Source organism: uncultured Campylobacter sp. (assembly GCF_938039205.1).
Lineage (GTDB): Bacteria > Campylobacterota > Campylobacteria > Campylobacterales > Campylobacteraceae > Campylobacter_A.
Genome location: NZ_CALHVM010000009.1, coordinates 15503 through 29474 on the forward strand (window position 1 = coordinate 15503; position 13972 = coordinate 29474).

A 13972-nucleotide genomic window follows, 5' to 3' on the forward strand; every position below is an offset into this window, starting at 1 on the left:
CGTAAAATTTAAAATTTGGGCTCGTATTTTGAAGCAAAAATCTACCTGCATATCCTTGGTGTTTGTTTGCTTTGCGCAAAATTCGCCGCCAAGTTACAGCTTGCGTAGAATTTAGCGTAGCGGTTGCGGGTAGTGATTCATATTTATTTACCGCGTTTAACGGATATCGCTCGCCTTTTGTTTCGAGATTATCAGGCTTGAGTCCAGTTCAAATTTCTCTCCGCTTTTAGTCTGCAGATAGTAAAATTTACCCAGAGCCGATAGGACTTTGACGTTGTAGAGCTTTACGGCGTCGTCTTGCCTTAAAGCGTACGTTTTGCAGACTGGATAGAGATTTACGGCGCTTGCCTTGAGCGGGCCGCTACGCGTGCCGTTTTTATCGTACGTTAAAACCGAGTTTTCAAAAACGACCTCATCGCTAAAAGCAACGCCTATATCTGCGCCGTTAGCGTCTATAAATTTCATCTCGTCGTTTACTCCGCTAAAAATATACGTCTCGTTGCCGTCTTTTACGATTAGCTCGGCCTTTTGTTTATTGTACGAGACGATTTGCGCCTTTTGTTTTGCGTAGCAGCCGTCCTTCGCTCCCGCGCCGATGCAGCCATTTTGATTATTTTGGCAAACGCTTTTTGGCAAAGCGTTTAAGGCGTCTTTTTTGAGCAATAGCATTTTGTAGTTTATATTTCCCAGATCGGCTACTTGGACGATTTTACCGCTCATAACCGCGACGATGACTAAATTTATGATTATCAAAGACCAAAAAATTATCTTAAAATCATCTATATCCTTAGATGTTATAAGCGCACTAAACAAAACGGCGAAAAATGCCATAAAAAGCATCAAAAAAGCGGTAGTAAACCCATCCTCGCTTACGCGGACGTAGACAAGCAGAGCTACCATAAACGGAGTCGCGAAGGATAAAAATCCGTGCGATATCATAAAAAATGAAAGAGGAATGTCAAATTTACTGTTTTTAAAGCTGCAAAGTAGGCAAAATATGACTATCGCCGCTATAATCAACAGGAAATAAGAATTTAAAAAATCTACCGCGCTCGGGCAAAAATATCCTACACCGACAAATGCTATGCCCGCAAGCGTAGCTATCAGATAAATCGCGTAAAAAGGCGTTTCGTTTTTTTCGCCACCGTCGTAAGAAACGATCAAAACCAAATGCAAAGCAGGAAATATATATAAAATAACAAATAAACCAAAACCCGATATCGCTAGCGCGCTAAGTAACGAAAAGATGCTGTCACTGCCGACTACCGAGAAAAATCCGACATTTTGCCAAAATATAAAATATATTATAAACGGAATCAGCCCCAAAAGCGCGATTAGAAACTGATAGTATTTTTTCACGCGGCAAATTTGCTCCGAGACGAAAAGCTTGATACGCTTTTGATTATATACTTCGTTATATTTTTTGTAAACGTCCGAATCGCGGCTTATTTTATCCAAATTCGCAAGCAAATTTACCTGGCGATAAATTCTGTCGTTTAGCTCGTCTATATCCGCAGCCGTTTGCGAATAATTATCGCAGCTAAGGTTTTCAAATTTAGCCAGTCTATCTTTTAACAGACCGATTAGTCCCGAGACGTCCTTGTCGCACTCTTTATTTTTAAGCGTTTTAATAAAATCGCCGTACTCCTTTATGGCGCTATTTTTTTCTTGGATTAACTTTTTAAAATTATCCATTAAATTTACTTCAAATTTTTAAAACTAATCGGCAACTCCAAATTTAACCCCTTCACAAGCCTTATGCACTCTTGCAAATCGTCGATACTTTTGCCGCTTACTCGCACCTCTTCGCCGCGGATTGTCGCAGTTACTTTTAGCTTTGCGTCCTTGATCGCTTTGGTGATTTTCTTCGCGTTTTCGCTATCTAGGATGTCGTTTAGTCTTAGCGTCGCCTTTAAATTTGCGCCGCTCGCGCTCTCGCGTTTGCTTTCAGTCACGGCTACCGGCGGGATGTTTCGCTTGATGAGCTTTGAGATCACGATGTCTTTTAGCACGTCGATTTTGTTGTCGCTAGAGCTAAGAAGCGTGATGATTTTTTCCTTTTCGTTTAGCTCCACCTCGGCCGCAAGCCCCTTAAAATCATATCTCGCAGCGATCTCTTTTTTCGCCGTTTCCAGTGCGTTTTTGACCTCCATCATATCGACCGCCGCGCTTATATCAAAACTATGCTCAGTTGCCATTTTTATCCTTTCAAAAATTCTTTTATATTTTCCGCGATCATCGCTACTAGCCGCTGCCTAGCCTCAAAGCTCGCCCATGCTACGTGCGGAGTAAGTATCAAATTTTCCTTGTTTTTGATATTTAGCAGCGGATGATCTGCGCGCATAGGTTCGGTCTCTAGTACATCCGAGGCAAATCGCAAATTTCGCCCGTCTATCGCGCGAGCTACGGCGTTTTCGTCCACGATACCGCCGCGTCCGAAGTTCATCAGTATGGCGCCCTCTTTCATCAAATTTAGCTCCCGCTCGCCGATCAAATTTCGCGTTTTTTCGTTTAGCCCAGCATGGATACTCACGATGTCGCAGCCGTCCAGAAGCTCGCCCAAATTTAGCCTTTTAAACTCGGCGTTTGCGTTTGCGCCGCTAGTGGAGCAGTAGCTCACCCCCGCGCCAAAAGCCGCCGCGATGCGCGCCACGCCTCTGCCGATCTCGCCAAGGCCGATGACGCCAAAGCTTTTGCCCGCTATCTCGCCGATACTGCGGTCTAAATTCGTAAAAATTTCGCTCTTCGCCCACTCGCCGCTTTGCGCGTAGTTATCGTAAAATTTGATTCGATTCGTCAGCGCGAAAAGGCAAGCAAACGTATGCTGCACGACGCTAGCGGTGGAGTAGCCCGCAACGTTTTTTACCGCGATGCCTTTTGCTACGGCGTGCGCAAGATCGACGTTGTTCATGCCAGTTGCACTTATGCAGATTAGCTTTAAATTTGACGCGTCCATCGTCTCTTTGTCGATGACGACCTTGTTCGTGATGACGACGTCCGCGCCTTTTAGTCGCTCTACGCGCTCGGCCGCGGCGGTCGTCTCAAAGCTAACAAACTCTCCAAACTGCTTAAAAACGTCTAAATTTACGTCGCTTCCAAGCGTCGCGGCATCGAGGCAGACTATTTTCATTTTGCGTCCTTATTTGATAAAGTGCCCTACGAATTTGGAGTAGTTATCTAAAATTTCGCCGCCCCTGCGATATCCCAGCGCGCACGCCTCGTAGGCGAAAAACACGCCCGCTTGGTAGCTATTATTGGCGGCGTCTTTGTTAAATTCGTAAAATTCCTGATAGATCGCGCGATTTTGACCGTAGTCGCCGCCGTTTTGCGAGCTCACGCTGCCGTCCGCCTCGATCACGCTCACGTTTGCGCCCTCTCGGCCGAAAACCGGCTTTTTCACGCATTTTTTGCCCGCGATCGGCTTGTCGCTAGCTTGGAGCAAAAGCGGGTGATTCGGATATAAATCCCATAAAATTTTCAAGATACCTTTGCTTTGGAAAAGCAGCGTGTATGCGGGATTTAGGATGATGGCTTTTTGATTTTGGACGATGTTTTTTAGGATGATGGCTAGCTCACCTTCCTCTACGGCGATGTCCTCCCACGGCACGAGCTTAAACCAGTACTCGTAGTTTTCGCCGTCAAAAAACACGCCCTCCTCGTCGTTAAATACGACCTCGTGGACGTAAGCAAACGCCGTGTGAAAGCCCGCCTCCTCGGCGATATACTGCAGTAGCTTCACGGTCTGCTCGTCCTCGCTACTGCCGGCCACCGAGCTAAATAAAATTTTCCAACCCTCGTAGTGCTCGCTAAAGCTCTCGGTCTCCTCATCTAGCGTCACGAGGCGCCTAAAATTTTGCTTTAACGCGTCATAAAGGTCGTTAAACTGCGCGCTCTCGTCCATGCGGTTAAATTTAAGCGCCGCCCACTGGATGATCGCCGTCTCAAACACGGCCGTCGGGGTATCGGCGTTAAATTCGATGAGTTTTATCGGCTTTCCGTCTAGCCCGCCTGCAAGGTCAAATCTACCGTAGAGATGCCAGTGTACGTCGTTTTCCCAGCTTTCGCGCACGAGATCTACGAGATTAAACGGGATGCCGACCTCGTGGTAGAGGTTGTTGTCGATGACGTACTGGGCGGCTGCGACGAACATATCGTATAGCTCGTTTGCGGCGTTGTAGTAGGCCTCGGCCTGCGCCTCGCTAACCTCGACTAGCTCGTCTGCTACGTAGTCGCTGCCGTCTGGATCCGTATGCCACGTAAAGCCGATTTCGCTTAAAAATTCGTTATTTAGCGGGCTGATTTTTTTTAAATTTATCATGATTAACCTCCAAAACTTGAACTTGAACTTGAGCTCGAGCTTGAGCTACTAGATCCGCCAAAAAATCCGCTCTTTCCGCCGCTTGATTTACCCGCCGAGCTCGTGGCTTTGGCTTTGTTAAAGCTATCAACGCTCCTTGAGTACGCGCTTGGGTTTTTATACGCGCTTTGGCGCTGCGACTGATAGCCCGGGTTGTTAAATAGCTTGTTGCCGATCCAGCTGCCGATGATCGCGCCCGCAGCCGAGGCTAGAAGCGTCTCGCCAAGACTCATACCGCCGCTTGAAAGTTGCGCGTTTTGAGCGTTCGAGCCGGTTAAATTCGACGTTCCGGCGTCGATTTTAGCGTTTTCCTCGGCGATTAGCTTGTCCATCTCCTCTTTGCTCAGCACGCGCTCGGTGCCGTTTATGTCCTTTAACACGACGCGCGTTTCGCTGCTTGGGTACTCCTCTAGGACTTTATATTTGCCAGGTGCGGTCTCCTCGATGATTACAAACGCTCCCGTTTTTTGCGCCGCTTCGTTTAGCGCGCTTGACTCGCCGCCGTTATCGCTGCCGCAGCCTGCCAGCCCGGCCGCTACCACCGCGCCAAATCCGCCAACAGCAGCGTAGCTGGCTACTTTTTTGATATGCTTAAAAACTCTCATTTTTTATCTAGCTCCTTTGAAATTTTCTTGCTTTTTACCATTATCACGCCTTTTTTAAATTTGATAAATTTTGATTTTCCGATGTTTTTTATGATTTTATTTTGCGTTTTTTTGAGGCTCTTACCGCTTAAATTTTGCGATTTTAGAAATTCGGCCAGGCTCGTCCATTTGCCCTCATTTTCGGGCTTGCTCTCGACAAATTCTACGTCGATGGGGGCTACGTATTCGCCGTTTTGGCGAGCTAGCAGCGGACGCTCGAGCATACTTAAAAATCCTCTTAGTTTCTCGTCTCTTTCGCGGTAAATTTGAGCTATTTCGGTTTTATTGTTTAGCAAAATTTGCTCTTTTTCGCGAAAAAGCCTATCTTTATCGGCTTGCAAATTTTGATTTTGTTCTTTTAGTTCGCTAATTTGCGAGAGTAGAAATTCGTTCACGTCAAATTCGCCGGTTTTAGCGGCTTTTTTTGACTCTGAGCTTTTAGCGGATTTTGAAGTTTTGGGCGCGGTTTGAGGTTCGTAGCCATCCAAAACCACGTATTTTACGCCGTCTTTTTCAAAGGTTTTTAGCGTTCCGCGACGAATGCGGTTGTAGACGGCTTCCTTGGTTACGCCTAAGATTTCCGCGGCCTCGCTCACGGGCACTTTGGACATATTTTTCCTTTGATCGTTAAATTTGGCGTAGATTATGGCAAATTTTGGCTTTGATGCGAGTTAAACGGGTGTTTGAAAAAAGAAAAGGCCGCCGAAGCGACCCTTTTGGTTAGAGCTTTGACTCGTAGCGTCTAAGCATATATAGACGTTTAAGCATTTTCTTGCGAGCCGCGATTTTTTGTTTTTTGCGGATCTCGGTCATAGGCTCGAAAAAGCGTCTTGCGCGAACTTCAGTCACGACAAGGTTCCTGTCGGTTTGCTTTTTGAACTTTCTGTAAGCTTCGTCAAAAGACTCGTTAGGATGTACCTTAATACCAGGCAACGTCCTCACCACCTTTCAATTAAAATAGACGGCGATTATAGCAGAAATTTAGTAAATTTGAGAATTTATAAAAAATTAATCGCATTAAAACTATAATCTATCAAAAATTATCACTACTTTGTAATCAGGATGAATTATGACCAAAGAAGACTATAAAAATTATTTCAAATTTGCTAGCAAACGCTATATCGCCTACATCCTGATCACCTGTACCGCGCTCATTTTGCCTTTTATAACCATCGGCGGAAATCAATTTTTCCTATTAAGCTTTGAGCGCAGCGAGCTGCATCTGTTTTTTGCCAAATTTAACGTCCAAGAGCTGTTTTTGATGCCTTTCGTGCTCATCATTTTTTTTATTTTTATATTTTTTATGACGAATTTAGGCGGCCGCGTCTGGTGCGGCTGGAGCTGTCCGCAGACGATATTTCGCGCGATCTACCGTGACCTCATCCAAACTAAAATTTTAAAAATCCGCAAAAGCGTCTCAAATAAACAAACACTCGCCGAGGGCGGCGCTAAAAACGCGCTAGCAGTCGCGATCTGGAGCGTTTTGGCTTTTATCGCGGCGGCAAATTTTCTCTGGTTTTTCGTTCCGCCGCAGGACTTTTTCGCTCAAATTTCAAATCCCGCCGAACATAAAATTTTACTCGGAGCTTGGCTTGTTATCGCGGCGTTTTTGATATTTGACGTCGCGTTTTTGGGCGAAAATTTTTGCGTTTACGTCTGCCCGTACGCTAGAGTGCAGTCCGTGATGATCGATTCTGACAGCGTGCAGGTCATATACGACGAGACGCGCGGCGGTAAAATTTATGATGGTCAAACCAAACTCTGGAAAAAGCCGCCCGATCCGCAAAACGAATGCACCGGCTGCGAAGCCTGCGTGAAAATTTGCCCGACACACATCGACATCAGAAAAGGCATGCAGCTAGAGTGCATAAACTGCCTAGAGTGCGTAGATGCCTGCACCAAAACGATGTCGGGGCTAAATTTGCCTAGCCTCATTAGCTGGACGAGCTCAAATTCCCTAAAAACCAAGCAAAAAGTGCGGTATTTGCGCTTTAAAACTATCGGCTACTGCGCCGCCATCGCTATCGCCGCGACCGCGCTAACGCTAATGAGTGCCAAAAAAGAGAGCATGCTGCTAAATATCAACCGCACGAGTGAGCTGTATAAGATAAATAAAAGCGGCGAAATCGAAAACGCTTACGTGTTTTTGTTTGAAAACACCGACGTGCAGGCGCATGAGTTTTATTTTGACGTTAGCGCGGACGGAGCTAAAGCGCTGATAAAAATCGAGCGCCCAAGGGATCAAATCCCTCTAAAGGCGGGCGAAAAAAAGAGAGTCGTAGTCGTGCTAAGCGCGCCTAAATCGGCATTTGCTAAGACCGGCGAGCAAACGACGAAGATAGAAATCTCCGCCTACGCAGCGGATAACAAAGAAAAAATAAATGTTAAGAGACGGACGATTTTTGCCCATCCAAGTGAGTAAAAAATTATTTTTTTATAGTATAATCATATTTTAAGATTTTTTGAAATTTGAGGGCTAGAAAAATGAATACGAAACCGACGAAACGAAGCGCCGAGAGAAAAGAGAAATTCATCCAAGCCGGACTTGAAATTTTCCTCGAAAACGGCTACGAAAACACGAGTTTAACGGATATCATCAAAAAAAGCGGCGGGTCGCTGGCGAGCATCTACAAATTTTTTGAAAATAAAGAAGGACTTTTTCGCGCTATCGTAGAGCGTGGATTTGACGACTTTAGGACGCAAATAGACGAGAAAATAGATCTAAATTTATCGCATAAGCTGGATGATTTTTTAACCAAATTCGCGATGATATTTTTCGACATCATCTGCGAAAAGAAAACCACGCTAATCTCAAGAGTAATGATGAGCGAAGGCGCGAAAAATGACGGCCTTTTAGGTAAAGAATTTTTGGATCAAATTTTAAGCAAAATCGATAAAATTTTAATCGATTTTTTTGAGCGCGAAGACATAAGAGTCCAACTAAATCCATGTATCTCTCCTTACGTCGCGGCCAAGGCGTTTGCCGCAGTCGTCAGAGAGCCTTATCATTATAATGCTATTTTGCTAAACGAGGACATAACGCTAAGCGCAGAAGAGCGCAAAGAGCACGTAAAAACGCGCATAGATATGTTTTTGCACGGCGTAAAAAAACGCTAAATTCTACTCTCTAAAATTTGACTTTTCGTATAAATAAGAGTAAAATAGCCGATTTTATTTGCAACAAATATTACATACCAAATTTTTGTATAATATCCCAAAAAATTAAAGGCAAATTTATGAGAAATTTTAAAACCCTTTCGGTTTTGTTATTGGCGTCGCTACTTTTTACGGCATGCTTTGATAGTAATGATAAAAAAAACGCGGCCGGGCAACAACGGCAAATGCCGCCGTCAAAGGTCGATATATTCGTAGCTAAAAAATCAGACGTGCCGATTAGCTTTGATTACACCGCGACCCTAACGAGCCAGCAAGACATAATCATATTTCCAAAAGTAAGCGGCACGATAACCAAGCAGTTTTTTAAACCCGGCGATAACGTAAAAGCCGGCGACAAGCTGTTTTTGATAGATCCCGAAAAATACCAAGCCAGCTACGACGCGCTTGAAGCCGCTATCGGCGTAGCAAACGCAAATTTAAAAAACGCTCAGACCGAATTTAACAGAATCTCAAATTTATATAAGAAAAACGCCGTTTCGCAAAAAGAGTACGATGCGGCAGTTTCGGCGCTCGAGATCGCAAATGCAAATTTACTAAGCGCTAGAGCAAGCGCCAAAAACGCCAAAATAGACCTGGGCTACACAAGCATAACCGCGCCTTTTGACGGCGTTTTGGGCGATAACCTAGTAGACGTGGGCTCGCTAGTCGTAGCAAACACGACTCAGCTCGTGCGCCTAACCAAAATTAATCCGATCGAGGCCCACTTCCATATCTCCGACGTAGATAATCTAAACCGCATTAAAATGCAAGAAAGCGGCCTCTGGGCGCAAACAAACTCGGACGCCGTGCTTAAAGTCGGCCCGGGAGAGTTTAACGGCAAGGTAAATTTCATCGATAACGTCGTAAATACAAATATGGGCACAGTTTTAGCCAAGGCCGAATTTAACAACGACGAAGGCAAGCTGCTACCCGGCATGTTCGGCCACGTGACGATGGGTGGATTTTACCAAAAAGACGGCTTTAAAATCCCTCAAGTAGCACTCCAACAAACCGACGTCAAGACCTACGTACTAGTCGTTGCTGACGGCAAAGTAGCCTCTAAAGACGTAAAAATCACCTACCAAACCAAAGACGCCGCAGTCGTTAGCGAAGGGCTAAACGAAGGCGATAAAATCATAATGAACAACTTCCTAAAAATCGGCGTAGGCGCGCCCGTTGAGATAGATAAAGACCTAACCGAAAACTTTGGTAAAGGCGCAAATTTAGAGCCTAAAAACGAGCAAGAAAAGGCTAAGTGATGTTTTCTAAATTTTTCATTGACCGCCCGATATTCGCCACCGTAGTATCTATCATCATAGTTATCGCGGGCGCAATGGCGATAAAAGGGCTTCCTATCGAGGAGTATCCTAAGCTAACTCCGCCTCAAATTTCCGTTAGCGCCGTCTATACGGGCGCCGACGCTCAAACTATCGCCGACTCCGTAGCTAGCGCGATAGAAGATCAGATAAACGGCGTAGAAAACATGCTCTACATGCAAAGCACCTCAAGCTCGAGCGGCTCGCTAAGCATCAATGTTTATTTCAAAATCGGTACCTCGGCCAAACAAGCCACGATCGACGTAAACAACCGCGTCCAAGCCGCGCTCTCAAGGCTGCCCCAAGAGGTGCAAAACATGGGCGTGACCGTACGCGAACGTAGCGGTTCGATCCTAGAGGTAGTCGGCTTTACGAGTGCAAACATGGACCTAGTAGAGCTATATAACTACGTAAATTTAAACATCGCGGACGAAATTAAAAGGGTTAATGGCGTAGGCGACACGGCGCTAATCGGCAGCAAAGAGTACTCGATGAGAATTTGGCTAAAACCGGACAAACTAGCCTACTACAAGCTAACCCCTAGCGACGTAATCGCCCAAGTAAAAATCCAAAATAGTCAATACGCCGCGGGTAAAATAGGCGAACAGCCATCGGATGGGGATAATCCTTACGTTTACTCCGTTCGCACGGGCGGACGACTCAAAAATGCCGCGCAGTTTGGCGATATAATCATCAAAAGCGCCGACGGAGCCGTGCTAAAACTAAAAGACGTAGCGACCGTGGAGCTAGGAGCGGCTAGCTACGCATCAGACGCGATGCTAAACGGCCAAGACGCCGTGCCGCTTTTAATCTTTATGCAAAACGACGCTAACGCACTAGCTACGGCGCAAGCGGTAAACGCAAAGCTAGACGAGCTAAGCAAAAATTTCCCCGAGGGATTTACGCATACGATCGCATATAACCCGACCGAATTTATCGAAGTCTCTATCCATGAGGTCGTAAAAACCTTTATCGAGGCGATGATCTTAGTTATCATCGTTATGTATATGTTTTTAAAGAGCTTTCGCGCGACCGTGATCCCGATGCTAGCCGTTCCCGTGTCCATCATCGGCACCTTTGGCGGACTGTACGCGATGGGATTTAGTATAAATTTAATCACCCTTTTCGCGCTCATCCTTGCTATCGGTATCGTCGTGGACGACGCTATCATCGTTATCGAAAACGTGGAGAGAATTTTACACGAGGAAAAAGACATCACCGTCAAAGAAGCGACATATAAAGCGATGGAGGAGGTACAAACCCCCGTCATCTCGATCGTGCTGGTTTTATCCGCCGTCTTCGTCCCGGTTTCTTTTATGGAGGGTTTTGTCGGCGTGATCCAGCGCCAGTTCGCGCTCACTCTGGTTACTTCGGTTTGTATCTCGGGCTTCGTCGCGCTTACGCTTACTCCTGCGCTTTGCGGCGTTATGCTAAAAAAACAAGAGAGCAAACCGTTTTGGTTCGTGCAGAAATTTAACGACTTTTTCGACTGGAGTACGAAAATTTTTACCGCAGGCGTTGCAAAAGTGCTTCGTCACGTGATAATCAGCCTTATTTTGATAGGCGTTATGGGTTTTGCGACTTTCGAGCTGTTTAAAAAAGTCCCTAGCGGTCTCGTACCGTCCGAAGATAAGGGCGCGCTAATGGTCATCACGTCGTTACCGCCGTCAAGCAATATGCTAAAAACCAAAGAAGAGGTAAAAACTATCAGCAACATGGTTCTAAGCAATCCAAACGTCGAATTTACGATGGGCTTTGCCGGATATGATATGCTTGCGGGCGCTCTTAGAGAAAACTCTGCCATCAGCTTTATCAAGCTAAAAGACTGGAGCGAGAGAAAAACGCCAGATAGCCAAGCAGGCGCGCTAACTGGGCCTTTTAACGGTATGCTTTGGGGCTCGAAGGAGTCGATGAGCTTTGTCGTAAACGTCCCGCCCATCATGGGTCTTTCGATGACGGGCGGCTTTGAGATGTATCTGCAAAACAAAAGCGGCAAAAGCTACGCCCAGATCGAAGAGGATGTAAAAAAAGTAGTCGCAGCGGCAAACGCTCGCCCGGATCTAACCAGCGTGCGCTCTACGCTAGAGACTAATTACCGCCAGTTTAAAATCGACGTCGATAGGCAAAAAGCCCAGATGTTTGGCGTGAGCGAGAGCGAAATTTTTAGCGCGATAGGCTCGACTTTCGGCTCTTACTATATCAACGACTTTAGCCTTTTTGGCAAATCCTACCGCGTCTACGCTAGAGGCGAGGACCGCTTTAGAAACAACCCAGAAGACTTGCGTAAAATTTACGTCCGCTCAAAAGGCGGCGAGATGATACCGCTAAACTCCGTCGCAACTCTAACTAGAATTTTGGGTCCCGATATCGTAGATAGATTTAACCTTTTCCCGGCGGCTAAGATCCAAGGGGACCCAAAACCGGGCTACACGTCGGGAGACGCGATAAAAGCGATACAAGAGGTAGTCGAACAAACGCTAAATATGGAAGAATACTCCATCAGCTGGGCGGGCACGGCCTATCAGGAGGTTAGCTCGCAAGGCACGGGCTCTACGGCGTTTATCTTCGGTATGATTTTCGTATTTTTGATCCTAGCGGCGCAGTATGAGCGCTGGCTCATCCCGCTAGCCGTTATCACGGCCGTTCCGTTCGCGGTTTTTGGCTCACTAGTCGCCGTTTGGGCTAGAGGGCTAACAAACGACATTTATTTCCAGATCGGACTACTGCTTCTCATCGGTCTATCGGCTAAAAACGCGATCCTTATCGTAGAATTTGCGATGCAAGAAAGACTAGCGGGCAAGAGCGTATTTGACGCGGCCGTTAATGCTGCAAGGCTTCGCTTCCGCCCGATCGTCATGACCTCGCTCGCGTTTACCCTGGGCGTTTTTCCGATGGTTATCAGCACGGGTGCCGGCGCTGCGTCTCGCCACTCTCTAGGCACGGGCGTGGTCGGCGGTATGATAGCTGCCACTACGATAGCGATATTTTTCATACCGATGTTTTACTATCTGCTAGAAAAGCTAAACAACAAAGTCTGGGATAAAAAACCAAGCGGAGCACAGGAGGTCAAAAATGTATAAAATTTTAACTTTAGCCGCGGCGCTATTTTTGGCGGGCTGCTCGTTTCGCCCCGAGATGCCCGAGGTCGATACGAAATTTGAATCTACGTATAAATTTGAAACTAGCGACATCAGAGACGAGTGGTGGAAGGAGTTTGGCGACGAAAATCTAAACGCCCTCGTAGCTAGCGCGCTAGAGAAAAATACCGACCTCCGCACGGCTTATTTAAATTTACAAAAAGCGGCCGCAAATTTAGGCATCTCTGAGGCCGATCTTTTTCCTAGCGTAAATTTAAACGTCGGCTACACCAAAGCAAAAAGCAGTGGCGAGACCTACACCAAGCAGCCTCAAACGCGCTACCGAAACTCCGAGGTAAATTTGGGTCTCAGCTACGAGATAGATCTGTGGGGCAGAGTGAGGAACAGCGTCGAGTCGGCTAAAGCCAGTCTAAACGCGACCAAACTAGACTACGCCACCGCACGCCTTAGCATAAGCTCTAGCGTGGCTAAAAGCTACTTCGCGCTCGTGGCTCTAAACATGCGCGAAGCCGTGCTAAAAGATACGCTAAAAACCTACGAGGAGACGTTGGCGCTTCGCAAAACGCAGCTTGATCTAGGCGGCATAAACGAGACGACCTATCTACAAAGCAAAGCCGCCGTCGAAAGCGCAAAAGTAAGCCTGCTAGAGGTGCAAACCTCGCTATCTCAGGCTCTAACGTCAGTAGCGGTACTAACCGGTAAGTCAAACGACGAGATCCTAAAAGGCGCCGTACAAAGCGCTAAAATGCTACCAAAAGAGCCCGAAGTGAGCGCAGGCGTGAGTGCGGACATACTGCTGCGAAGGAGCGACGTAGCTAAAGCATACGCCGATCTAAACGCCACTAACGCGCTAATCGGTGTCGCAAAGGCCGACTATCTACCGTCCATCTCGCTAACGGGGCTTTTTGGATTTTCTAGCGTGGATTTTGAAAATATCTTTATCAGCAACGCCAACACGTGGAGCATAGGCGGATCTTTGGTGCAGAAAATTTTTGACTACGGCAGAACCAAAAACAACGTCCGCATCGCCGAAACCAACGAGCAAATCGCGGCTGTAGCCTACGAAGCGGCGGTCAAAAAGGCTCTGGGCGAGGTTAGAGACGCGCTAAACAATCGCAAAAACGCCAAACTAACGCTAAATCAGGTCAAAGAACTCCTGCACTCGCAAGAAAAAATCTATAAGCTGGCCAAGGATCAGTTTGAGGAAGGCTACACGGGGCATCTGGAGCTACTAGACGCGCAGCGCAACCTACTCTCGGTTAGACTCCAAGACATCGCGGCAAATTTGAGCCTCATCGACTCGGTCGTGGACGTCTATAAGGCTTTTGGCGGCGGATTTAAAGCCGAATAATTTTACTTTTGGGCGGAGCTTTCCGCCTTTTTCTTTTTGAATTTCCTTTT

The 13972-nt window shown here is 46.5% G+C and carries 12 protein-coding genes; 5 read left to right on the forward strand and 7 right to left on the reverse strand.

Annotated elements, in window-relative coordinates; genetic code table 11:
* Positions 1–156: 156 nt before the first annotated feature.
* The 7 genes from Q0394_RS01165 to rpsU form a co-directional block, all read right to left on the reverse strand.
* The gene (locus Q0394_RS01165; protein WP_298945119.1) at positions 157–1695 is read right to left on the reverse strand and encodes a hypothetical protein; all 1539 of its coding nucleotides are present in this window, start codon (positions 1693–1695) and stop codon (positions 157–159) included.
* Between the two features lie 5 nt (positions 1696–1700).
* Positions 1701–2198 carry a YajQ family cyclic di-GMP-binding protein gene (locus tag Q0394_RS01170; protein WP_298945121.1) on the reverse strand — a complete coding sequence of 166 codons (498 nt, stop codon included), beginning with the start codon at positions 2196–2198 and terminating at the stop codon, positions 1701–1703.
* Positions 2199–2200: 2 nt separating this feature from the next.
* The gene (locus tag Q0394_RS01175; protein ID WP_298945123.1) at positions 2201–3130 is read right to left on the reverse strand and encodes a D-2-hydroxyacid dehydrogenase; all 930 of its coding nucleotides are present in this window, start codon (positions 3128–3130) and stop codon (positions 2201–2203) included.
* 9 nt (positions 3131–3139) lie between these two features.
* Positions 3140–4318 (reverse strand): glutathionylspermidine synthase family protein, encoded by a 1179-nt coding sequence (locus Q0394_RS01180; protein ID WP_298945125.1) that lies wholly within the window; start codon positions 4316–4318, stop codon positions 3140–3142.
* Between the two features lie 2 nt (positions 4319–4320).
* Entirely contained in the window at positions 4321–4962 is a 642-nt protein-coding gene (locus Q0394_RS01185; protein ID WP_298945127.1) for a UPF0323 family lipoprotein, read from the reverse strand.
* Positions 4959–5612 carry a DNA-binding protein gene (locus Q0394_RS01190; protein ID WP_298945130.1) on the reverse strand — a complete coding sequence of 218 codons (654 nt, stop codon included), beginning with the start codon at positions 5610–5612 and terminating at the stop codon, positions 4959–4961. Before Q0394_RS01190 ends, Q0394_RS01185 begins: the two co-directional genes overlap by 4 nt.
* A gap of 109 nt (positions 5613–5721) precedes the next feature.
* Positions 5722–5934 carry a 30S ribosomal protein S21 gene (gene rpsU, locus Q0394_RS01195; RefSeq protein ID WP_002951513.1) on the reverse strand — a complete coding sequence of 71 codons (213 nt, stop codon included), beginning with the start codon at positions 5932–5934 and terminating at the stop codon, positions 5722–5724.
* A gap of 136 nt (positions 5935–6070) precedes the next feature.
* Here rpsU and ccoG point away from each other — a divergent pair, with 136 nt between their 5' ends.
* From ccoG to Q0394_RS01220, 5 genes are all read left to right on the forward strand, one after another.
* Positions 6071–7423, forward strand: a complete 1353-nt coding sequence (ccoG, locus tag Q0394_RS01200) for a cytochrome c oxidase accessory protein CcoG (protein WP_298945132.1) — start codon at positions 6071–6073, stop codon at positions 7421–7423.
* A gap of 62 nt (positions 7424–7485) precedes the next feature.
* Complete coding sequence (locus Q0394_RS01205; RefSeq protein WP_298945134.1) at positions 7486–8118, forward strand: TetR/AcrR family transcriptional regulator; 633 nt, start codon at positions 7486–7488, stop codon at positions 8116–8118.
* A 119-nt stretch (positions 8119–8237) separates the two neighbouring features.
* Positions 8238–9416, forward strand: a complete 1179-nt coding sequence (locus Q0394_RS01210; RefSeq protein WP_298945136.1) for an efflux RND transporter periplasmic adaptor subunit — start codon at positions 8238–8240, stop codon at positions 9414–9416.
* Complete coding sequence (locus Q0394_RS01215; RefSeq protein ID WP_298945138.1) at positions 9416–12553, forward strand: multidrug efflux RND transporter permease subunit; 3138 nt, start codon at positions 9416–9418, stop codon at positions 12551–12553. The genes Q0394_RS01210 and Q0394_RS01215 overlap by 1 nt, the downstream gene beginning before the upstream one ends.
* A complete protein-coding gene (locus Q0394_RS01220; RefSeq protein ID WP_298945139.1) occupies positions 12546–13922 on the forward strand; it encodes an efflux transporter outer membrane subunit in 1377 nt (458 codons plus the stop codon). The genes Q0394_RS01215 and Q0394_RS01220 overlap by 8 nt, the downstream gene beginning before the upstream one ends.
* Positions 13923–13972: the final 50 nt, after the last annotated feature.

Coding starts and splice junctions, on each gene's coding strand:
- Q0394_RS01165 (WP_298945119.1), bottom strand. CDS start 1,695: ATGGATAATTTTAAAAAGTTAATCCAAGAAAAAAATAGCGCCATAAAG.
- Q0394_RS01215 (WP_298945138.1), top strand. CDS start 9,416: ATGTTTTCTAAATTTTTCATTGACCGCCCGATATTCGCCACCGTAGTA.
- Q0394_RS01180 (WP_298945125.1), bottom strand. CDS start 4,318: ATGATAAATTTAAAAAAAATCAGCCCGCTAAATAACGAATTTTTAAGC.
- Q0394_RS01175 (WP_298945123.1), bottom strand. CDS start 3,130: ATGAAAATAGTCTGCCTCGATGCCGCGACGCTTGGAAGCGACGTAAAT.
- Q0394_RS01210 (WP_298945136.1), top strand. CDS start 8,238: ATGAGAAATTTTAAAACCCTTTCGGTTTTGTTATTGGCGTCGCTACTT.
- Q0394_RS01185 (WP_298945127.1), bottom strand. CDS start 4,962: ATGAGAGTTTTTAAGCATATCAAAAAAGTAGCCAGCTACGCTGCTGTT.
- Q0394_RS01220 (WP_298945139.1), top strand. CDS start 12,546: ATGTATAAAATTTTAACTTTAGCCGCGGCGCTATTTTTGGCGGGCTGC.
- Q0394_RS01190 (WP_298945130.1), bottom strand. CDS start 5,612: ATGTCCAAAGTGCCCGTGAGCGAGGCCGCGGAAATCTTAGGCGTAACC.
- ccoG (WP_298945132.1), top strand. CDS start 6,071: ATGACCAAAGAAGACTATAAAAATTATTTCAAATTTGCTAGCAAACGC.
- Q0394_RS01205 (WP_298945134.1), top strand. CDS start 7,486: ATGAATACGAAACCGACGAAACGAAGCGCCGAGAGAAAAGAGAAATTC.
- Q0394_RS01170 (WP_298945121.1), bottom strand. CDS start 2,198: ATGGCAACTGAGCATAGTTTTGATATAAGCGCGGCGGTCGATATGATG.